The 21,798-nt window shown below is 64.6% G+C and carries 18 protein-coding genes; all 18 read left to right on the plus strand.

The genetic code is table 11. The features are described 5' to 3' along the window. Positions 1-3: 3 nt before the first annotated feature. The 18 genes from ACFW0H_RS01610 (at position 4) to nuoN (ending at position 21,789) form a co-directional block, all read left to right on the plus strand. Positions 4-633, plus strand: a complete 630-nt coding sequence (locus tag ACFW0H_RS01610; RefSeq protein ID WP_422912141.1) for a DUF7931 domain-containing protein — start codon at positions 4-6, stop codon at positions 631-633. Further along, positions 630-1,439 carry a secretin N-terminal domain-containing protein gene (locus ACFW0H_RS01615; RefSeq protein WP_422912142.1) on the plus strand — a complete coding sequence of 270 codons (810 nt, stop codon included), beginning with the start codon at positions 630-632 and terminating at the stop codon, positions 1,437-1,439. The genes ACFW0H_RS01610 and ACFW0H_RS01615 overlap by 4 nt, the downstream gene beginning before the upstream one ends. 512 nt (positions 1,440-1,951) lie before the next feature. Then, positions 1,952-3,547: an isocitrate lyase gene (locus ACFW0H_RS01620; protein WP_422912143.1), complete on the plus strand. Its 1,596-nt coding sequence runs from the start codon at positions 1,952-1,954 to the stop codon at positions 3,545-3,547. A gap of 213 nt (positions 3,548-3,760) precedes the next feature. Beyond that, entirely contained in the window at positions 3,761-4,360 is a 600-nt protein-coding gene (locus ACFW0H_RS01625) for a murein L,D-transpeptidase catalytic domain-containing protein (RefSeq protein WP_422912144.1), read from the plus strand. A gap of 111 nt (positions 4,361-4,471) precedes the next feature. Beyond that, positions 4,472-6,466 carry a PhoX family protein gene (locus ACFW0H_RS01630; protein WP_422912145.1) on the plus strand — a complete coding sequence of 665 codons (1,995 nt, stop codon included), beginning with the start codon at positions 4,472-4,474 and terminating at the stop codon, positions 6,464-6,466. Between the two features lie 490 nt (positions 6,467-6,956). Next, positions 6,957-7,370 carry an NADH-quinone oxidoreductase subunit A gene (locus ACFW0H_RS01635; protein WP_377691371.1) on the plus strand — a complete coding sequence of 138 codons (414 nt, stop codon included), beginning with the start codon at positions 6,957-6,959 and terminating at the stop codon, positions 7,368-7,370. A gap of 10 nt (positions 7,371-7,380) precedes the next feature. Next, complete coding sequence (locus ACFW0H_RS01640; protein WP_377691370.1) at positions 7,381-8,058, plus strand: NuoB/complex I 20 kDa subunit family protein; 678 nt, start codon at positions 7,381-7,383, stop codon at positions 8,056-8,058. 62 nt (positions 8,059-8,120) lie between these two features. After that, positions 8,121-9,902, plus strand: coding sequence for an NADH-quinone oxidoreductase subunit C/D (gene nuoC / locus ACFW0H_RS01645; protein ID WP_422912146.1), 1,782 nt, complete (start codon positions 8,121-8,123; stop codon positions 9,900-9,902). Between the two features lies 1 nt (position 9,903). Continuing rightward, positions 9,904-10,398, plus strand: a complete 495-nt coding sequence (nuoE, locus tag ACFW0H_RS01650; protein ID WP_422912147.1) for an NADH-quinone oxidoreductase subunit NuoE — start codon at positions 9,904-9,906, stop codon at positions 10,396-10,398. Next, positions 10,395-11,741 (plus strand): NADH-quinone oxidoreductase subunit NuoF, encoded by a 1,347-nt coding sequence (gene nuoF / locus ACFW0H_RS01655; RefSeq protein WP_422912148.1) that lies wholly within the window; start codon positions 10,395-10,397, stop codon positions 11,739-11,741. Before nuoE ends, nuoF begins: the two co-directional genes overlap by 4 nt. A gap of 99 nt (positions 11,742-11,840) precedes the next feature. After that, the gene (gene nuoG, locus ACFW0H_RS01660; protein ID WP_422912149.1) at positions 11,841-14,549 is read left to right on the plus strand and encodes an NADH-quinone oxidoreductase subunit NuoG; all 2,709 of its coding nucleotides are present in this window, start codon (positions 11,841-11,843) and stop codon (positions 14,547-14,549) included. Continuing rightward, on the plus strand, positions 14,546-15,538 hold the full coding sequence (gene nuoH / locus ACFW0H_RS01665) for an NADH-quinone oxidoreductase subunit NuoH (protein ID WP_422912150.1): 993 nt from the start codon (positions 14,546-14,548) through the stop codon (positions 15,536-15,538). Before nuoG ends, nuoH begins: the two co-directional genes overlap by 4 nt. Positions 15,539-15,549: 11 nt before the next feature. Continuing rightward, positions 15,550-16,098 (plus strand): NADH-quinone oxidoreductase subunit NuoI, encoded by a 549-nt coding sequence (gene nuoI / locus ACFW0H_RS01670; protein WP_422912151.1) that lies wholly within the window; start codon positions 15,550-15,552, stop codon positions 16,096-16,098. A gap of 10 nt (positions 16,099-16,108) precedes the next feature. Next, positions 16,109-16,609, plus strand: a complete 501-nt coding sequence (gene nuoJ / locus ACFW0H_RS01675; protein WP_422912152.1) for an NADH-quinone oxidoreductase subunit J — start codon at positions 16,109-16,111, stop codon at positions 16,607-16,609. Positions 16,610-16,613: 4 nt separating this feature from the next. After that, the gene (gene nuoK / locus ACFW0H_RS01680; protein ID WP_422912153.1) at positions 16,614-16,922 is read left to right on the plus strand and encodes an NADH-quinone oxidoreductase subunit NuoK; all 309 of its coding nucleotides are present in this window, start codon (positions 16,614-16,616) and stop codon (positions 16,920-16,922) included. After that, entirely contained in the window at positions 16,919-18,766 is a 1,848-nt protein-coding gene (nuoL, locus tag ACFW0H_RS01685; protein WP_422912154.1) for an NADH-quinone oxidoreductase subunit L, read from the plus strand. The genes nuoK and nuoL overlap by 4 nt, the downstream gene beginning before the upstream one ends. Before the next feature lie 25 nt (positions 18,767-18,791). Beyond that, positions 18,792-20,318, plus strand: a complete 1,527-nt coding sequence (nuoM, locus tag ACFW0H_RS01690; RefSeq protein WP_422912155.1) for an NADH-quinone oxidoreductase subunit M — start codon at positions 18,792-18,794, stop codon at positions 20,316-20,318. A 7-nt stretch (positions 20,319-20,325) separates the two neighbouring features. After that, on the plus strand, positions 20,326-21,789 hold the full coding sequence (gene nuoN / locus ACFW0H_RS01695) for an NADH-quinone oxidoreductase subunit NuoN (RefSeq protein WP_422912156.1): 1,464 nt from the start codon (positions 20,326-20,328) through the stop codon (positions 21,787-21,789). Positions 21,790-21,798 lie beyond the last annotated feature (9 nt).

A 21,798-nucleotide genomic window follows, 5' to 3' on the forward strand; every position in this document is an offset into this window, starting at 1 on the left:
CAGATGAACGAGAACGCCCCGGACCCCGCTGAGAACGACGTCGAACTGCCGGCAATCGAATTCCAGTCGCCGGGGCGCTTCAGCGTTCACAACCCCGCCCCCGCCCAGGGCGAAACGCCTGGCTGTGAACCGGCGCCCTTCACCCTGGGCAGCCACGATCACCTGGAACGCTTCAGCGCCCCGGAAGAGGCACGCGCCCATGCCCTGGCGCTGATGCAGCAGGCACGCCGCAGCCTCTGCCTGTACAGCCCCGACCTGGAGCCCTGGCTCTATCACAACAGCGCCATCCAGCAGGCCTGCACCCGCCTGCTGACCAGCGACCCGAAATGCCAGTTGCGCATCCTGGTACGCGACCTCAGCCGCGCCGTGAAGGAAGGTCACCGCCTCCTCAACCTGAGCCGACGCCTTTCCAGCAATTTCCAGATCCGCCGGATCAATCCCGACCATCCCTCGGAAGACCTGGCCTATCTCATCGCCGACGACCGCGGCCTGCTGGTGCGTCCCGAGCCTGAACAGTTCTCCGGCTACGCCCTGTACAACGACCCCGGAAGGACCCGACTGCAGCAAACCCGCTTCGACCAGGCCTGGGACCTCAGCATCACCGACCCCGACCTGCGGAGCTTCCTGCTATGACCCCACGCACCCTGCTCGCCGCCCTCCTGCTGCTGGTCTGCCTGCCCCTGCAGGCCGCCACGGAGCTGATCCAGCTGCGCTATCGCACCGCCGACGAACTGCTGCCCATGGCGCAGTCGGTGCTTGGCAACGAGGGCCGCGTCAGCGCCTACGGCAACCAGCTCATCGTCAACGCCGAACCGGCGAAGATCAGCGAGCTGCGCAACCTGCTCGACCAACTGGACACCCAGCCACGGCGCCTGCTGATCAGCGTCGACACCAGCGACAGCAACTTCCAGAGTGACCGCGGCTATGCGGTGAACGGTTCGGCCAGCGCCGGCGACGTCGAGGTCCAGGCCGGGCGCGGTGAAGTCCATGGACGCGACCAGGTGCGCATCATCCGTCGCAGCACCGACAGTCGTGGCGGCGGCGTGCAGCAGGTGCAGACCACAGAGGGCTACCCGGCGTTGATCCAGGTCGGCCAGAGCGTGCCTCTCACCACCACCAGCAGCGGCCCCTACGGCGAGCTCTACAGCAATACCGAGTACCGCAACGTCACCCGCGGCTTCTATGTCACCGCCACCCTCAGCGGTGACCTCGTGCGCGTCAGCATCAGCAATAACCGCGACCGTCTGAACAGCACCCAATCCGGCGTCATCGACGTGCAAAGCACCGACACCACGGTCAGCGGCCGTCTCGGCGAATGGATCACCATTGGCGCGATCAACGAGAGCAGCCAGTCCGACCAGAGCGGCTTCCTGCGCCACCGCACCACCCAGGGCCAGGAGAACACGACCCTGCGCCTCAAGGTCGAAGCGGTCGACTGACCGCGCATTTTTCGACTCTCCGGTCTCCGCCTAAAGTCTTATGTAGTAGTCCAAAAAAAACACTACAAAACGTTTGACGAACACCTGTTTGAAAGAGCATGATGGCCTCGCTCCCGCTAGCCAGGGGCCCTGAGAAGGGCCTTCGGACCGCGCTCTCAGCCAACCAGCCGAGCCGATCCGTGTTGCGACAGCCCACAAGGCAGTGCGACGAGGTTGCGACTGGAACGAAGTTGTCCTGAGGGACGGGGAAGCGCCCGCAACAACCGCAAGATCGGAGGCAGTGCCCGGCGAATCGCCCATCGGTTACCACGAACCGGCAAGCGATCGAAGAGCGCAAAACCACCCGACGATCTGTGCGAGAGTCTGCATATCGTCCCCCTCTGCCCTTGGCTCCATCTCCTCCAGTCGACCCTTCGACGCGCTGCGGTGAGCAACCCGCAATAACCTTCAGATCGCAGGTTGTTGAGTGGGAAAGTCGGTGCTCAACCAATACACACTTTGAAGGATTGACCATGTCCGCATATCAGAACGACATCAAGGCCATTGCCGCACTGAAAGAAGTGAACGGTAACAGCTGGAGCGCTATCAACCCCGAGTCGGTTGCCCGCATGCGCGCCCAGAACCGCTTCAAGACCGGTCTGGATATCGCCAAGTACACCGCGGCCATCATGCGCAAGGACATGGCTGAGTACGACGCCGACTCCTCCGTCTACACCCAGTCCCTGGGCTGCTGGCACGGCTTCATCGGTCAGCAGAAGCTGATCTCCATCAAGAAGCACCTGAAGACCACCAACAAGCGCTACCTCTACCTGTCCGGCTGGATGGTTGCCGCGCTGCGTTCCGACTTCGGCCCGCTGCCCGACCAGTCCATGCACGAGAAAACCGCCGTCTCCGGCCTGATCGAAGAGCTCTACACCTTCCTGCGCCAGGCTGACGCCCGCGAACTGGACCTGCTGTTCACCGCGCTGGACGCCGCCCGCGCCGCTGGCGACAAGGCCAAGCAGGACGAGATCCAGGCCCAGATCGACGGTTACGAAACTCACGTGGTACCGATCATCGCCGACATCGACGCTGGTTTCGGTAACCCGGAAGCCACCTACCTGCTGGCCAAGAAAATGATCGAAGCCGGTGCCTGCTGCATCCAGATCGAGAACCAGGTTTCCGATGAGAAGCAGTGCGGCCACCAGGACGGCAAAGTGACCGTTCCGCACGAGGACTTCCTCGCCAAGATCAACGCCGTTCGCTACGCCTTCCTCGAGCTGGGCGTTGACGACGGTGTGATCGTTGCCCGTACCGACTCCCTGGGTGCCGGCCTGACCAAGCAGATCGCCGTGACCAAGCAACCGGGCGACCTGGGCGACCAGTACAACTCCTTCCTGGACTGCGACGAGATCAGCGCGGCCGACCTGCAGAACGGCGACGTGGTGATCAACCGCGGCGGCAAGCTGCTGCGTCCCAAGCGTCTGCCGAGCAACCTGTTCCAGTTCCGCAAGGGCACCGGCGAAGACCGCTGCGTCCTGGACTGCATCACCTCGCTGCAGAACGGCGCCGACCTGCTCTGGATCGAGACCGAGAAGCCCCACGTTGGCCAGATCAAGGCCATGGTTGACCGCATCCGTCAGGTCATTCCGAACGCCAAGCTGGTGTACAACAACAGCCCGTCCTTCAACTGGACCCTGAACTTCCGTCAGCAAGTGTTCGATGCGTTCGTTGCTGAAGGCAAGGATGTATCCGCCTACGACCGTACCAAGCTGATGAGCGTCGAGTACGACGAAACCGAGCTGGCCCAGGTTGCAGACGAGAAGATCCGCACCTTCCAGCGCGACGGTTCGGCCCACGCCGGCATCTTCCACCACCTGATCACCCTGCCGACCTACCACACCGCCGCGCTGTCCACCGACAACCTGGCCAAAGGGTACTTCGCCGACCAGGGCATGCTGGCCTACGTCAAAGGCGTACAGCGTCAGGAACTGCGTCAGGGCATCGCCTGCGTCAAGCACCAGAACATGGCTGGCTCCGACATCGGCGACAACCACAAGGAGTACTTCGCTGGCGAAGCGGCTCTGAAGGCCAGCGGTAAAGACAACACCATGAACCAGTTCCACTAATTGGAACTGCCACCGGCCGACCACGCATCGGCCGGACATGGCGAGTCAGAGAACCCCGGTGCTTGCACCGGGGTTTTCCTTTTTTGCGGCGCCCGATTTCCTGGCGCCATCACAAGGCGTAATCGGCAAGGTGATCGCCCCCGTCGTCCGCAAGCAGTTGCCAGACCGAGAGCTATTCCTAGAATCAGCAGAAAGCGCCCCGGAGAATCGGCCGTGCCGAAAGCCCTGCTACTGATCCTGCTGTTCATCTCCCCCTTCCTTCGAGCAGGGGACCTCGAACTGCTGGTCTCCCAACCCGCGCTGGACGAAATCCTTGTCGACCTGAAGAAGAACCAGCACCCGCGGTTCGCCGTGGTCGATTACGGCCGTGCCTCCACACTGCCCCGCTTCTACCTGTTCGACAGCCGCAGCCACGCGCTGCTGGGCAGCTTCCGGGTCTCCCACGGCAAAGGCTCGGACCCGGACCATGACGGATACGCCGACAGCTTCTCCAATGACTTCGGCAGCCGCGCCAGTTCGCTCGGCCTATTCCGCACCGCGCAGGTGTTCGACAGCGAAGAACCGGGCCACGGTCGCTCCATGCGCCTGATCGGGCTCAGCCTGAGCAACAGCAACGCCGAGGAGCGGGCGATCGTCATCCATGCCAATGCTTATATGGAAAACGACTTCATCCGCCGGCACGGCGTACCCGGACGCAGCTACGGCTGCCTCGTCCTCTCGAACGCCGACCGCAACCAGGTCATCCAGCAGCTACAAGGCGGCGCCCTGATCTTCGCCATCAGGCAGACTGAGCAGGTTCTCGCACATCACTGAAGACGAAACCTCACCCCCCACGCAACAACATCGCCACTCACCTGTAACAGTTCCGTCGCGTTCAACCATTAGCGTCAGAGCTCCGTCGATTCGCCCGCATGGAGATCCACCTTGAATCAACACAACGAGAATGCCGTGCTCTTTGGCAATGGCGACGAGCTCCCGAGCAACACCACCAACAATCCGCACATCAACGACCTGATCGGTGGCCTCAATCGTCGCCAGGTACTGGTCGGCGGAGCCGCCATGAGCGCCCTCGCCTTCCTCGGCGCAGCCATTCCGGGCGAAGCACTGGCGGCTGAGCCCCAGCCCAACGGCCAGCCCTTCCGGTTCCGTTCGCGCCTGCCCTTCGACGCCATTCCTACCGGCCGCGCCGACACCATCAGCGTGCCGCCGGGCTACAAGGCGACCCCCTTCATTCCCTGGGGCACCCCCATCACCGGTCGCTATCCGGCATTCGCCGATGACGCCAGCAATAGCGCCCAGGACCAGGCTGAGCAGGTCGGCATGCACCACGACGGCATGCACTTCTTCCCCATCGACGCCCGTCGCGGCTCAGGCAAGCGCTCGGACCACGGGCTGCTGGTGTTGAACCATGAATACATCGACGCCCCGCTGCTGCATCCCAACGGCGCGACCCTGGTGGACGGCAAGCGCGTCAGTGCCGAGGAAGTACGGAAGGAAATCAACGCCCACGGCGTCTCGGTGGTGGAAATCCGCCGCAATGTGAGCGGTGAGTGGGAAGTGGTGCCGAGCCGCCGCAACCGCCGCATCACCGCCGCGACGCATATGGAAATCACCGGCCCGGCCCGCGGCCACAAACTGCTGCAGACCCGCTACAGCCCACAAGGTACCGCCACCCGCGGCACCCAGAACAACTGCTCCAACGGCTTCACCCCCTGGGGCACCTACCTCACCTGCGAGGAGAACTGGGCCGGCTACTTCGCCACCCGCGATGCGGACCTGCCGCGGGAACTCAAGCGCTACGGCCTGCGCAACGCCAGCCGCTTCGGCTGGGAAACCCTCTCCGGCGACGAGTTCGAGCGCTTTGACGCCACCCGCAAGGCCGCCGAGGCCAAGGGCGACTACCGCAACGAGCCCAACCACTTCGGCTGGATAGTCGAGATCGACCCCTTCGACCCGGAGTCCACCCCGGTCAAGCACACCGCCCTCGGCCGCTTCGCCCACGAAGGCCTGATCTTCGCCCCGGTGAAACCGGGCCGCCCGGTGGTCTGCTACTCCGGCGACGACTCGCAGAACGAGTACATCTACAAGTACGTCAGCCGCGAGAAGTACCGCCCTGGTCAGGCCAACGGCAGCCTGCTGGACGACGGCACCCTCTACGTCGGGCGTTTCAATGCCGATGGCAGCGGCGACTGGCTGGCCCTGGACATCAACGACAGCAACTTCCTCAAGGCCTGCCAGGCTGCCGGTGTCAGTTTCGCCGACCAGGGCGAGGTGCTGATCAATACCCGCCTGGCTGCCGACATCGTCGGCGCCACCCGTATGGACCGCCCTGAATGGGGCGCGGTGAACCCGGACAACGGCGAGGTGTACTTCACCCTCACCAACAACACCGCACGCACCACCGCCGACGCCGCCAACCCGCGTCCGGCCAATGCCTACGGTCACATCATCCGCTGGCGCGAAAACAGCCGCGACCACGCTGGCCAGCGTTTCGACTGGAACATCTTCCTGCTCGCCGGCCCGCAAGCCGACAGCCGCGGCCCCAACGGCCAGGCCCTCACCGCCCAGAACATCCTCGCCAGCCCCGACGGCCTCTGGTTCGACGACGAAGGCCGCCTCTGGATCCAGACCGACATGAGCGGCAGCCAACTGAGCGCCGGCCCCTTCGGCAACAACCAGATGCTGGTGGCCGATCCGCGCAGCGGCGAACTGAAGCGCTTCCTGGTCGGTCCGCTGGGCGCCGAGGTGACCGGCATCAGCGCAACGCCGGACTTCCGCACCCTGTTCGTCAACATCCAGCATCCGGGCGAAGGCTCCACGGGCACCAACCTGCTCAGCACCTGGCCGGATGGCCCGGGCAAGCGTCCGCGCTCCTCCACCGTGGTCATCACCCGCGAGGATGGCCGCCGGTTACTCTGATCCCCCTCGAAACTTTCGGCCGGCCAGCGATGGCCGGCCTTTTTTTCACATGCGAAGATCCTTAGCGGAAGAAAAGCAATAGGATTTGTCGCAATTATGAAAGTGATCCGGAGAGCAACTTAGGAGGATTAGGACGTATTTGTACAAGCAGTTTCTTAGTTCTACGGAACAATTCCCATGTAGTGATTAATTAACCGCCAGTCAAACGCTAATGACTCTCATTACACCACCCACAGCCACACCCCGTGCGACATAAGGCCGCAATCAGACCAAGGCCTAACGAAATCCTGAAAGCCGCACCACACGTGGTTTACAGAGGAGAGAGGCAGCAAAAAAAGGGCGCCTCGGGCAAATTTTTGGCCTGAAAAATTTACTTGCACACCCGCTCGGGCATAAAATTGTCGGAATCGATTGCCAGGGCATCATTTGATCCCGGCATTAAACCTTTTAACGCAAGTGAACGCCGTTCCTTGTCTTAAGGAGTTCCGGCATGTCGGAAGCTACTGCCATCATGTCCCACAACTGGGGTTTCGCTGTTTTCCTGCTGGGTGTCGTGGGCCTCTGCGCCTTCATGATCGGGGTCTCGAGCCTGCTCGGCAGCAAGGCCATCGGCCGCAGCAAGAACGAACCCTTCGAATCCGGCATGCTCCCCACCGGCACCGCTCGCCTGCGCCTCTCCGCCAAGTTCTATCTGGTCGCGATGCTCTTCGTGATCTTCGACGTCGAAGCCCTCTTTCTCTTCGCTTGGTCCGTCTCCGTCCGTGAAAGCGGTTGGGCCGGTTTTATCGAAGCAACCATTTTCATAGCAATTCTGTTGGCAGGTCTTGTCTACCTTTGGCGCATCGGGGCGCTCGATTGGGCTCCCGAAGGTCGTCGCAAGCGGCAGGCGAAGCTAAAACAATGAGGCTTTGGCAATGCAATACAAACTTACTCGGATCGATCCGGATGCGACTTACGAGCAGTATCCGATCGGCGAACGGGAGACCGTTTCCGACCCGCTGCTAGAAGATCAGGTGCACAAGAACATCTTCCTGGGCAAGCTCGAGGATGTTCTCAACGGCGCAGTCAACTGGGGTCGCAAGAACTCCCTGTGGCCGTACAACTTCGGCCTCTCCTGCTGCTATGTGGAGATGACCACCGCCTTCACCGCGCCGCACGACATCGCGCGCTTCGGTGCGGAGGTCATTCGTGCATCACCACGCCAGGCGGACTTCATGGTCATTGCCGGCACCTGCTTCGTGAAGATGGCGCCGGTCATCCAGCGCCTCTATGAGCAGATGCTGGAGCCCAAGTGGGTGATCTCCATGGGTTCGTGCGCGAACTCCGGGGGCATGTACGATATTTACTCGGTCGTTCAGGGCGTGGACAAGTTCCTCCCCGTGGACGTCTACATTCCCGGCTGCCCGCCCCGTCCGGAGGCGTTCCTGCAAGGCCTGATGCTGCTGCAGGAATCCATCGGCCAGGAGCGCCGCCCGCTATCCTGGGTCGTGGGGGACCAGGGCATCTACCGTGCCGACATGCCCTCCGAGCGGGAAAAGCGCCGCGAACAGCGTATTCAGGTCACCAACCTGCGCAGCCCCGACGAAGTCTGAGCCTGTTCTTCCCCGGAAGACTCAAGGCTCATTCTTTACGTTGACGAATAGCGACCGAGACCATGACTGCAGACACCGTTCTGTCCATTCCGCCTTACAAGGCAGACGACCAAGACGTCGTCGTAGAACTGAATTCCCGCTTCGGCGCCGAAAGCTTCACCCTTCAGTCGACCCGCACCGGCATGCCGGTGATCTGGGTCGGCCGAGACAAGCTGATCGACGTCCTGAAATTCCTGCGCAACCTGCCGCGCCCCTACGTCATGCTGTACGACCTGCATGGCGTGGACGAGCGCCTGCGCACCCAGCGCCGCGGCCTGCCGGCCGGCGATTTCACGGTGTTCTACCACCTGATGTCGCTGGAGCGTAATAGTGACGTAATGATCAAGGTGGCCTTGTCCGAGGGCGACCTCAACCTGCCCACCGTCACCGGTATCTGGCCGAACGCCAACTGGTACGAGCGGGAAGTCTGGGACATGTACGGCATCACCTTCGCCGGCCACCCGCACCTGTCGCGGATCATGATGCCCAACACCTGGGAAGGTCACCCGCTGCGCAAGGACTACCCGGCGCGCGCCACCGAATTCGATCCCTTCAGCCTGACCCAGGCCAAGCACCAGCTCGAAGAAGAAGCTGCGCGCTTCCGCCCGGAAGACTGGGGCATGAAACGCCACGGCGAGAACGAGGACTACATGTTCCTCAACCTCGGCCCGAACCACCCCTCCGCCCACGGTGCCTTCCGCATCATCCTGCAACTGGACGGCGAAGAGATCGTCGACTGCGTGCCGGAAGTCGGTTACCACCACCGCGGCGCCGAGAAGATGGCCGAGCGCCAGTCCTGGCACAGCTTCATTCCGTATACCGACCGCATCGACTACCTCGGCGGCGTGATGAACAACCTGCCGTACGTCCTGGCGGTGGAGAAGCTCGCCGGCATCAAGGTGCCGCAGCGCGTCGACTTCATCCGCGTGATGATGGCCGAGTTCTTCCGGATCACCAGCCACCTGCTGTTCCTGGGTACCTATATCCAGGACGTGGGCGCCATGACCCCGGTGTTCTTCACCTTCACCGACCGCCAGCGCGCCTACAAGGTGATCGAGGCCGTTACCGGCTTCCGCCTGCACCCTGCCTGGTACCGCATCGGCGGCGTTGCCCACGACCTGCCGCGCGGTTGGGACGGCCTGGTGAAAGAGTTCGTCGAATGGCTGCCCAAGCGCCTCGACGAGTATGAAAAGGCCGCCCTGAAGAACAGCATCCTGCGTGGCCGTACCATCGGCGTCGCCCAGTACAACACCAAGGAAGCCCTCGAGTGGGGCGTCACCGGTGCCGGCCTGCGTTCCACCGGCTGCGACTTCGACCTGCGCAAGGCCCGCCCCTACTCCGGCTACGAGAACTTCGAGTTCGAAGTACCGCTGGCCCACAATGGCGATGCCTACGACCGCTGCATGGTCCGCGTGGAAGAGATGCGCCAGAGCATCCGCATCATCGACCAGTGCCTGAAGAACATGCCGGAAGGCCCGTACAAGGCGGACCACCCGCTGACCACGCCGCCGCCGAAAGAGCGCACGCTGCAGCACATCGAGACCCTGATCACCCACTTCCTGCAGGTTTCCTGGGGCCCTGTCATGCCGGCCAACGAAGCCTTCCAGATGATCGAGGCGACCAAGGGCATCAACAGCTACTACCTCACCAGCGACGGCAGCACCATGAGCTACCGCACCCGGATCCGGACGCCCAGCTTCCCCCACCTGCAGCAGATCCCCTCGGTGATCCGCGGCAGCATGGTGGCAGACCTGATCGCCTACCTGGGCAGTATCGACTTCGTAATGGCTGACGTGGACCGCTGATATGAGCACCCTTATCCAGACCGACCGTTTCGTTCTCAGCGAAACCGAGCGCTCGGCCATCGAGCACGAAATGCATCACTACGAGGACCCGCGCGCGGCGTCCATCGAAGCCCTGAAGATCGTCCAGAAGGAGCGTGGCTGGGTGCCGGACGGCGCCGCTGACGCCATCGGCGCGATCCTCGGCATCCCTGCCAGCGACGTCGAAGGCGTGGCGACTTTCTATAGCCAGATCTTCCGCCAGCCGGTGGGCCGCCACGTGATCCGCGTGTGCGATAGCATGACCTGCTACGTCGGCGGCCATGAGTCCGTCGTTGCCGAGATGCAAAAGCAACTCGGCATCGGCCTCGGCCAGACCACCACCGACAACCGTTTCACCCTGCTGCCGGTCTGCTGCCTGGGCAACTGCGACAAAGCCCCGGCCGTGATGATCGACGACGACACCTTCGGCGACGTCCAGCCCAACGGCGTTGCCAAGCTGCTGGAGGCCTACGAATGAAGACCCTGACTTCCATCGGACCGGCCAACCGCATCAATCGCAGCGAAGAAACCCATCCGCTGACCTGGCGCCTGCGCGAAGACGCGCAGCCGGTATGGCTCGACGAGTACCAGCAGAAGAACGGCTACGCCGCCGCACGCAAGGCCCTGACCGAAATGGCCCAGGCCGACATCGTGCAGCAGGTCAAGGACTCCGGCCTCAAGGGCCGCGGCGGTGCGGGCTTCCCCACTGGCGTGAAGTGGGGCCTGATGCCGGCCGACGAATCCATGAACATCCGCTACCTGCTGTGCAACGCGGACGAAATGGAGCCCAACACCTGGAAGGACCGCATGCTGATGGAACAGCTGCCCCACCTGTTGGTGGAAGGCATGCTGATCTCCGCGCGCGCCCTCAAGGCCTATCGCGGCTACATCTTCCTGCGCGGCGAGTACGTCGACGCGGCGAACAACCTGAACCGCGCCATCGAGGAAGCCAAGGCCGCCGGCCTGCTGGGCAAGAACATCCTCGGCAGCGGTTTCGACTTCGAGCTCTTCGTCCACACCGGCGCCGGCCGCTACATCTGTGGTGAAGAGACCGCGCTGATCAACTCCCTGGAAGGCCGCCGCGCCAACCCGCGCTCCAAGCCGCCCTTCCCCGCCGCCGTCGGCGTCTGGGGCAAGCCCACCTGCGTCAACAACGTCGAGACCCTGTGCAACGTGCCGGCGATCGTCGCCAACGGCGTGGACTGGTACAAGACCCTCGCCCGCCCGGGCAGCGAAGACATGGGCACCAAGCTCATGGGCTTCTCCGGCAAGGTGAAGAACCCCGGCCTCTGGGAACTGCCCTTCGGCGTCCCGGCTCGCGAGCTGTTCGAGGACTACGCTGGTGGGATGCGCGACGGCTACAAGCTGAAAGCCTGGCAACCCGGCGGCGCCGGTACCGGCTTCTTGCTCCCGGAACACCTGGACGCCCCCATGTACGCCGCCGGCATCGCCAAGGTGGGCACCCGTATGGGTACCGGCCTGGCGCTGGCCGTGGACGACAGCATCAACATGGTCTCCCTGCTGCGCAACATGGAAGAGTTCTTCGCCCGTGAATCCTGCGGCTGGTGCACCCCCTGCCGCGACGGCCTGCCCTGGAGCGTGAAGCTCCTGCGCGCCCTGGAGCGCGGCGAAGGCCAACCCGGCGACCTGGAGACCCTGGAGCAGCTCGTCAGCTTCCTCGGCCCAGGCAAGACCTTCTGCGCCCACGCACCGGGCGCCGTCGAGCCGCTGGGCAGTGCGATGAAGTATTTCCGTCCGGAGTTCGAGGCAGGCATCGCCCGCCAGATCCCGGCAGCGCGACCGATTCCCGTCGGCGCCTGAGAAGAAGAATTCGCGCAGCGGCGGCCGCTCACCCGGCCCCGCGCGCACACTGATTCCATTAGCCAAAGCCCGGTCACACGGGCAGATGAAGACTGAACCATGGCCACTATCCACGTAGACGGCAAGACGCTCGAAGTCGATGGTGCAGACAACCTCCTGCAGGCCTGTCTGTCCCTCGGACTCGACATCCCCTACTTCTGCTGGCACCCGGCGCTCGGTAGCGTCGGCGCCTGCCGCCAGTGCGCGGTGAAGCAGTACACCGACGAGAACGACAAACGCGGTCGCCTCGTCATGTCCTGCATGACCCCCGCCACCGACAACACCTGGATTTCCATCGACGACGAAGAGGCCAAGCAGTTCCGCGCCAGCGTCGTCGAATGGCTGATGACCAACCACCCGCACGACTGCCCGGTCTGCGAGGAAGGCGGTCACTGCCACCTGCAGGACATGACGGTGATGACCGGCCACAACGCCCGTCGCTACCGTTTCACCAAGCGTACCCACCAGAACCAGCAGCTCGGCCCGTTCATCTCCCACGAGATGAACCGCTGCATCGCCTGCTACCGCTGCGTGCGCTACTACAAGGACTACGCCGGCGGCACCGACCTCGGCGTCTATGGCGCCCACGACAACGTCTATTTCGGCCGCGTCGAAGACGGTGTGCTGGAGAGCGAATTCTCCGGCAACCTGGTGGAGGTCTGCCCCACTGGCGTGTTCACCGACAAGACCCACTCCGAGCGCTACAACCGCAAGTGGGACATGCAGTTCGCCCCGAGCATATGCCACGGCTGCTCCAGCGGCTGCAACATCAGCCCCGGCGAGCGCTACGGCGAGATCCGCCGCATCGAGAACCGCTTCAACGGCTCGGTGAACCAATACTTCCTCTGCGACCGCGGCCGCTTCGGCTATGGCTACGTGAACCGTGAAGACCGTCCGCGCCAACCGCTGCTGGGCAACCAGAAACTGAGCCTGGACGCCGCCCTGGACAAGGCCGCCGAGCTGCTCAAAGGCAAGCGCGTGATCGGCATCGGCTCGCCGCGTGCCAGCCTCGAAGGCAACTTCGCCCTGCGCGAACTGGTCGGCGCCGAGCACTACTACTCCGGCATCGCCGCCCAGGAACTGGCCAACCTGCGCCTGATCCGCGACATCCTGCAGAACGGCCCGCTGCCGGTGCCCACCCTGCGCGACGTCGAGAAGCACGACGCGATCTTCGTCCTCGGCGAGGACCTGACCCAGACCGCCGCCCGCATGGCCCTCGCCCTGCGCCAGGCCGTCAAGGGCAAGGCCACCGAGATCGCCGCCTCGATGAAGATCCAGGACTGGCACATGGCGGCCGTGCAGAACGTCGCCCAGGACGCCCTGAACCCGCTGTTCATCGCCAGCGTCGCCGCCACCCGCCTGGATGATGTGGCCGCCGAGAGCGTCCACGCCGCGCCGGCCGACCTCGCCCGCATCGGTTTCGCCGTGGCCCACGCCATCGATCCGAGCGCCCCGGCCGTGGAAGGCCTTGAAGCCGAGGCCGCCGCGCTGGTCAAGCGCATCGCCGAAGCCCTGCTGGCCGCCAAGCGCCCGCTGGTGATCTCCGGCGCCTCCCTGGGCGAGAGTGCCCTGATCGAAGCCGCCGCCAACATCGCCAGCGCGCTGAAGAACCGTGAGAAGAACGGCTCCCTCAGCCTGGTAGTACCGGAAGCCAACAGCATGGGCCTGGCCCTGTTCGGCGGCGAGTCCGTCGACGCCGCCCTGGACGCCCTGACCTCCGGCAAGGCCGACGCCGTGGTCGTGCTCGAGAACGACCTGTACCGCCGCGCCGACACCGCCAAGGTGGATGCCGCCCTGGCCGCGGCGAAAGTCGTGATCGTCGCCGACCACCAACAGACCGCTACCGTCGAACGCGCCCACCTGGTGCTGCCGGCCGCCAGCTTCGCCGAAGGCGACGGCACCCTGGTCAGCCTGGAAGGCCGCGCCCAGCGCTTCTTCCAGGTCTTCGAGCCAAGCTACTACGACGACCAGATCATCGTCCGCGAAGGCTGGCGCTGGCTGCACGCGCTGCACAGCACCCTGCAGGGCAAGGCCGTGGACTGGACCCAGCTGGACCAGGTCACCACCGCCTGCGCCGACAGCAGCCCGCTGCTGGCCGGCATCCGTGATGCCGCACCGACCGCCTCATTCCGCATCAAGGGCCTGAAGCTCGCCCGCGAGCCGCATCGCTACAGCGGCCGTACCGCCATGCGCGCGGATATCAGCGTGCACGAGCCGCGCCAGCCCCAGGACAAGGACTCGCCCTTCGCCTTCTCCATGGAAGGCTATGCCGGCAGCGTCGAGCCCCGTCAGCAGATCCCCTTCGCCTGGTCCCCGGGCTGGAACTCGCCGCAGGCCTGGAACAAGTTCCAGGACGAAGTCGGCGGTCACCTGCGCGCCGGCGACCCGGGCGTGCGCCTGATCGAGGCAAAGGGCCAGGTCCTGCCCTGGTTCAGCGTCAATGCCGCCTTCAACCCGACCCAGGGCACCTGGCAGGCCGTGCCGCTGCACCACCTGTTCGGCAGCGAGGAGAACAGCTCCCGCGCAGCCCCGGTGCAGGAGCGCATCCCGCAGCCCTACGTGGCCATGGCCAAGGACGAGGCCGATCGCCTCGGCGTCAATGACGGCGCCCTGCTCGCCCTGACCGTCAATGGCCAGACCCTGCGTCTGCCGCTGGCCGTCAAGGAAGAAATGGGCATCGGCCTGGTCGGCCTGCCCGCCGGCCTGCCGGGCATCCCGGCCGCCTTCGCCGGCGCCGTCGTCACCGCCGTACAGGAGTCCGCACAATGAGCTGGCTGACGCCCGAACTGATCGACATCGTCATCGCTGTCCTCAAGTCCATCGTCATCCTCCTGGCGGTGGTGGTGAGCGGCGCGCTGCTCTCCTGGGTGGAACGCCGCCTGCTGGGCCTGTGGCAGGACCGCTATGGTCCGAACCGCGTAGGCCCCTTCGGCGCCTTCCAGCTGGGCGCGGACATGATCAAGATGTTCTTCAAGGAAGACTGGACCCCGCCGTTCGCCGACAAGCTGATCTTCACCCTGGCGCCCATCATCGCCATGAGTGCCCTGCTGGTCGCCTTCGCCGTGATCCCGGTCACCCCCACCTGGGGCGTGGCCGACCTGAACATCGGCATCCTGTTCTTCTTCGCCATGGCCGGCATCGCGGTCTACGCGGTGCTTTTCGCCGGCTGGTCGAGCAACAACAAGTTCGCCCTGCTGGGCAGCCTGCGCGCCTCGGCCCAGACCATCTCCTACGAGGTGTTCCTGGCCCTGTCGCTGATGGGCATCGTGGCCCAGGTCGGTTCCTTCAACATGCGCGACATCGTTGAATACCAGGCCCAGCACCTGTGGTTCATCATTCCGCAGTTCTTCGGCTTCTGTACCTTCATCATCGCCGGCGTCGCCGTGACCCACCGTCACCCGTTCGACCAGCCGGAAGCGGAACAGGAACTGGCCGACGGCTACCACATCGAGTACGCCGGCATGAAGTGGGGCATGTTCTTCGTGGGCGAGTACATCGGCATCGTGCTGATCTCCGCCCTGCTGGTGACCCTGTTCTTCGGCGGCTGGCACGGCCCGTTCGGCATCCTGCCGCAGATCCCCTTCATCTGGTTCGCGCTCAAGACCGGCTTCTTCATCATGCTGTTCATCCTGCTGCGTGCGTCCATCCCGCGCCCGCGCTATGACCAGGTGATGGCCTTCAGCTGGAAGGTGTGCCTGCCGCTGACCCTGATCAACCTGCTGGTGACCGGCGCCCTGGTGCTGGCCGCGGCCCAGTAAGGAGTAATGCCATGATCAAAGAAATCATCCATGTCGTGCATGGCACCTTCACCCAGCTTCGCAGCCTGGTGATGATCTTCGGCCATGCCTTCCGCAAGCGTGACACCCTGCAATACCCGGAAGAGCCCGTCTACCTGCCGCCGCGCTACCGTGGCCGTATCGTCCTCACTCGCGACCCCGATGGCGAGGAGCGCTGCGTAGCCTGCAACCTCTGCGCCGTGGCCTGCCCGGTGGGCTGCATCTCCCTGCAGAAGGCCGAGACCGAGGATGGTCGCTGGTACCCGGAATTCTTCCGCATCAACTTCTCCCGCTGCATCTTCTGCGGCCTGTGCGAGGAAGCCTGCCCCACCACCGCGATCCAGCTGACCCCGGATTTCGAGATGGCCGAGTTCAAGCGCCAGGACCTGGTGTACGAGAAGGAAGACCTGCTGATCTCCGGCCCCGGCAAGAACCCGGACTACAACTTCTATCGCGTGGCAGGCATGGCCATCGCCGGCAAGCCGAAAGGCGCCGCGCAGAACGAGGCCGAGCCGATCAACGTGAAGAGCCTGCTGCCCTAAGGAGACGCGCGTGGAATTCGCCTTCTATTTCGCCGCCGCCGTGGCGGTAGCCTCCACCGTGCTGGTGATCACCAACACCAACCCGGTGCATGCCCTGCTCAACCTCATCGTCTCGCTGCTGGCGGTGTCGATGTGCTTCTTCGCCCTGGGCGCGCCCTTTGCCGGCGCCCTGGAGATCATCGTCTACGCCGGCGCCATCATGGTGCTGTTCGTCTTCGTGGTGATGATGCTGAACCTTGGCCCGGCCATCGCCGAGCAGGAGAAGAAGTGGCTCAAGCCCGGCATCTGGACGGGACCGGCCATTTTGTCAGCCGCCCTGCTGGCCGAGCTGCTCTACGTGCTGTTCGGCAACGCAAGCGGTGCCGGCATCGGCCACGCCACCGTGGACTCCAAGACGGTCGGCATCGCCCTCTTCGGCCCCTATCTGCTGGCCGTGGAACTGGCCTCCATGCTGCTGCTGGCAGCCCTGGTCGCCGCCTTCCACCTCGGCCGCCACGAAGCAAAGGAGTAACGCCATGACTGGCATCCCACTGGAACACGGCCTGGCGCTCTCCGGCGTACTGTTTTGCCTGGGCCTGACCGGCCTGATGGTGCGCCGCAACATCCTCTTCGTGCTCATGAGCCTGGAAGTCATGATGAATGCTGCCGCCCTGGCCTTCGTGGTCGCCGGCGCCCGCTGGGCCCAGGCTGACGGCCAGATCATGTTCATTCTGGTGATCAGCCTTGCAGCCGCCGAAGCCAGTATCGGCCTGGCGATCCTGCTGCAGCTGTACCGCCGCTTCCATACCCTCGATATCGACGCTGCCAGCGAGATGCGCGGATGAACCTTCTATTCCTCACTTGCCTGTTCCCGCTGCTTGGCTGGTTCATCCTGGCCTTCTCCCGCGGGCGTTTCTCCGAAAACACCTCCGCCGTCATCGGCGTCGGTTCCGTGGGTCTCTCGGCCCTGGTCGCCGCCTATATCATCTGGCAGTTCAACGTGGCCCCGCCGGAAGGTGGCGTCTACACCCAGGTGCTCTGGCAGTGGATGAGCGTGGCGGGCTTCGCCCCCAGCTTCACCCTCTACCTGGACGGCCTATCCCTGACCATGCTCGGCGTGGTCACCGGCGTCGGCTTCCTGATCCACCTGTTCGCCTCCTGGTACATGAGCGGCGTCGAGGGTTTCTCGCGTTTCTTCGCCTACACCAACCTGTTCATCGCCAGCATGCTGTTCCTGGTGCTGGGCGATAACCTGCTGTTCCTCTACTTCGGTTGGGAAGGCGTGGGTCTGTGCTCGTACCTGCTGATCGGCTTCTACTTCAGCCACACGCCCAACGGCAACGCGGCACTCAAGGCCTTCATCGTCACCCGAGTCGGCGACGTGTTCATGGCCATCGGCCTGTTCATCCTGTTCTTCCACCTCGGCACCCTGAACATCCAGGAGCTGGTGAAGCTGGCCCCTGAGAAGTACGTGGCCGGTGACGCCTGGCTCTGGGTCGCCACCCTGATGCTGCTCGGCGGCGCCGTGGGCAAATCCGCCCAGCTGCCGCTGCAGACCTGGCTGGCGGACGCGATGGCGGGCCCGACCCCGGTCTCCGCGCTGATCCACGCGGCCACCATGGTGACCGCGGGCGTCTACCTGATCGCCCGTACCCACGGCCTGTTCCTGCTGACCCCGGAAATCCTCGAACTGGTCGGCATCGTCGGTGGCGTGACCCTGGTGCTGGCCGGCTTCGCCGCCCTGGTGCAGACCGACATCAAGCGGATCCTCGCCTACTCCACCATGAGCCAGATCGGCTACATGTTCCTCGCCCTGGGCGTTGGCGCATGGGACGCGGCGATCTTCCACCTGATGACCCACGCCTTCTTCAAGGCCCTGCTGTTCCTTGCCTCCGGTGCGGTGATCAACGCCCTGCACCACGAGCAGAACATCTTCAAGATGGGCGGCCTGTGGAAGAAGCTGCCGCTGCCGTACGCCTGCTTCATCGTCGGCGGCGCTGCGCTGGCCGCCCTGCCGCTGGTCACCGCGGGCTTCTACTCCAAGGACGAGATCCTCTGGGAAGCCTTCGCCAGTGGTCATGCCGGCCTGCTCTACGCCGGTCTGGGTGGCGCCTTCCTGACCTCGATCTACACCTTCCGCCTGATCTTCATCGCCTTCCACGGTGAAGCGAAGACCGAAGCCCATGCCGGCCACGGCATCGCCCACAGCCTGCCGCTGGTGGTCCTGCTGGTGCTCTCCACCTTCGTCGGCGCGCTGATCACCCCGCCGCTGGCCGGGGTACTGCCGGAAAGCGTCGGCCATGCCGGCGGCGAGGCCAAGCACAGCCTGGAAATCGCCTCGGGCGCCATCGCCCTGGCGGGTATCCTGCTGGCCGCCCTGCTGTTCCTTGGCAAGCGCCGCTTCGTCAGCGCCGTCGCCCAGAGCGCCCCGGGCCGCTTCCTCGGTGCCTGGTGGTTCGCCGCCTGGGGCTTCGACTGGCTCTATGACCTGCTGTTCGTCAAACCCTACCTGCTGGCCTGCCGCCTGCTCCGCCGCGACCCCATCGACGGCAGCATCGGCCTGATCCCGCGCGTGGTACGTGGTGGCAACAGTGCCCTCAGCCGCAGCCAGACAGGCCAGCTGCGCTGGTACGCCGTATCCATCGTCGGCGGAGCCGTGCTCGTGCTCGGCGCCGTGCTGCTGACCTGAATCTTCTTAAGGAATTGAGCCCGTCATGATTCTGCCCTGGCTAATCCTGATTCCCTTCATCGGCGGCCTGCTCTGCTGGCAAGGTGAGCGCTTCGGCACCACCCTGCCCCGCTGGATCGCCCTGCTCACCATGACCCTGCTGTTCGTCCTCGGCCTCTGGCTGTGGGCGACCGGCGATTTCACCCTGGCTCCCGCGCCCGGCACCGAGCCGGTGTGGGCGCAAGAGTTCAAGGTGCAGTGGATCGAGCGTTTCGGCATCACCATCCACCTGGCCCTGGACGGCATCTCCATCCTGATGATCGTCCTCACCGGCCTGCTCGGTGTGCTGTCCGTGCTCTGCTCCTGGCGCGAAATCCAGAACCGCGTCGGCTTCTTCCACCTCAACCTGATGTGGATCCTCGGCGGCGTGGTCGGCGTGTTCCTCGCCGTCGACCTGTTCCTGTTCTTCTTCTTCTGGGAAATGATGCTGGTGCCGATGTACTTCCTCATCGCGCTCTGGGGTCATAGCGGAAGCAAGGGCAAGAGCCGCATCAACGCCGCCACCAAGTTCTTCATCTACACCCAGTTCAGCGGCCTGATCATGCTGGTGGCCATCCTCGGCCTGGTGCTGGTGAACTACAGCAACACCGGCGTGCTGACCTTCAACTACGCCGACCTGCTGAAGGCCGAACTGGCGCCCGGTACCGAGTACCTGCTGATGCTCGGCTTCTTCGCCGCCTTCGCGGTGAAGTTCCCGGTGGTGCCGGTGCACTCCTGGCTGCCCGACGCCCACGCCCAGGCGCCGACCGCGGGTTCCGTGGACCTCGCCGGCATCCTGCTGAAGACCGCCGCCTACGGCATGATCCGCTTCGCCCTGCCGCTGTTCCCCAACGCCTCGGCCGAGTTCGCCCCCATCGCCCAATGGCTCGGCGTGTTCGCCATCGTCTACGGCGCGCTGCTGTCCTTCGCCCAGACCGACATCAAGCGCCTGGTGGCCTACTCCAGCGTGTCGCACATGGGCTTCGTGCTGATCGCCATCTACTCCGGCAGCCAGATCGCCCTGCAGGGTGCCATCGTGCAGATGATCGCCCACGGCCTCTCCGCCGCCGCACTCTTTATCCTGTGCGGCCAGCTCTACGAGCGCCTGCACACCCGCGACATGCGCGAGATGGGCGGCATCTGGGCACGCATGCCCTACCTGCCGGGCGTCAGCCTGTTCTTCGCCGCCGCCGCGCTGGGTCTGCCCGGCACCGGCAACTTCGTCGGCGAGTTCCTGATCCTGGTCGGCGCCTTCCAGCAAGTGCCCTGGATCGCCGTACTGGCCTCCACTGGCCTGGTGTTCGGTTCGGTCTACTCGCTGATCATGATCCACCGCGCCTACTTCGGCCCGGCCAAGACCGAGAGCGTCTACGAAGGCCTGAGATACCGCGAGCTGGTCATGGTCCTGGGCCTCGCCGGCCTGCTGGTCCTGCTCGGCATCTACCCGCAACCGGTGCTGGATACCTCCGCTGCGACCATGCATGGCGTGCACCAGTGGCTGGATTCCGCCGTCAATCAACTCGTTGCCCGGTAAGTAGGTTATGGAATTCACGACTCAACACCTGATCGCCCTGCTGCCGCTGCTGGTCACCTGCGCCACCATCGTGGTGGTCATGCTGGCCATCGCCTGGAAGCGGCACCACTCGTGGACCTTCGGCCTGTCGGTCATCGGTCTGAACCTGGCCCTGGTTTCCATCCTCCCAGCCCTCAAGGTCGCCCCGCTGGAGGTGACCCCGCTGCTGATGGTGGACAACTTCGGCGCCTATTACATGGCCCTGGTCCTGGCGGGCACCCTCGCCTGCGTCACCCTGATCCACGCCTACCTGGGCGGTGAATCCGGCAAGGGTTACCCGGGCAACCGCGAAGAGATGTACCTGCTGATCCTCCTGTCCGCCGCCGGCGGCCTGGTGCTGGTCACCGCGCAGCACCTGGCCGGCCTGTTCATCGGCCTGGAACTGCTCTCGGTGCCGATCTACGGCCTGGTGGCGTACGCCTTCTTCAACAAGCGCTCCCTGGAAGCCGGCATCAAGTACATGGTGCTCTCGGCCGCCGGTTCCGCCTTCCTGCTGTTCGGCATGGCCCTGCTCTATGCCGACGCCGGCAGCCTGAGCTTCAGCCAGCTGGCCGCCGCCGGCACCTCCAGCGTCCTCTCCCAGTTGGGCATCGGCATGATGCTGATCGGCCTGGCGTTCAAGCTGTCCCTGGTGCCCTTCCACCTCTGGACCCCGGACGTGTACGAAGGCGCCCCGGCGCCAGTGGCGGCCTTCCTGGCCACCGCCAGCAAGGTTGCCGTGTTCGCCGTGCTGCTGCGTCTGTACCAGCTGTCCCCGGCCACTGCCGGCGGCTGGCTGAACGACCTGCTGACTGTGATCGCCATCGCCTCCATCCTGTTCGGCAACCTGCTGGCCCTGGTGCAGAACAACATCAAGCGCCTGCTCGGCTACTCCTCCATCGCCCATTTCGGCTACCTGCTGGTGGCGCTGATCGCGAGCAAGGGCCTGGCCGTTGAAGCCATCGGTGTCTACCTGGCCACCTATGTGCTCACCAGCCTTGGCGCCTTCGGTGTGGTGACCCTGATGTCCACCCCCTTCAGCGGCCGTGACTGCGACGCCCTGTACGAGTACCGCGGCCTGTTCTGGCGCCGTCCGTACCTGACCGCCGTGCTCACCGTGATGATGCTGTCGCTGGCCGGCATTCCGCTGACCGCAGGCTTCATCGGCAAGTTCTTCGTGATCGCCGCCGGTGTCGAATCCGGCCTCTGGTGGCTGTTGGGCGCCCTGGTGCTGGGCAGCGCCATCGGTATCTTCTACTACCTGCGCGTCATGGTGACCCTGTTCCTGGTCGAGCCGAACCTGCGCCGCCACGACGCGGAACTGCACTGGGCCCAGCGCGCCGGCGGCATCATGCTGCTGTTCGTGGCCCTGCTGGCCTTCGTCCTCGGCGTCTACCCGCAGCCGCTGCTGGACCTGGTCCATCACTCCGGCCTGGTGGCCCTCGCCAATTAAGGCGAACCC

Source organism: Metapseudomonas cellulosilytica, from assembly GCF_049334135.1.
In the GTDB taxonomy this organism is placed as follows: domain Bacteria; phylum Pseudomonadota; class Gammaproteobacteria; order Pseudomonadales; family Pseudomonadaceae; genus Metapseudomonas.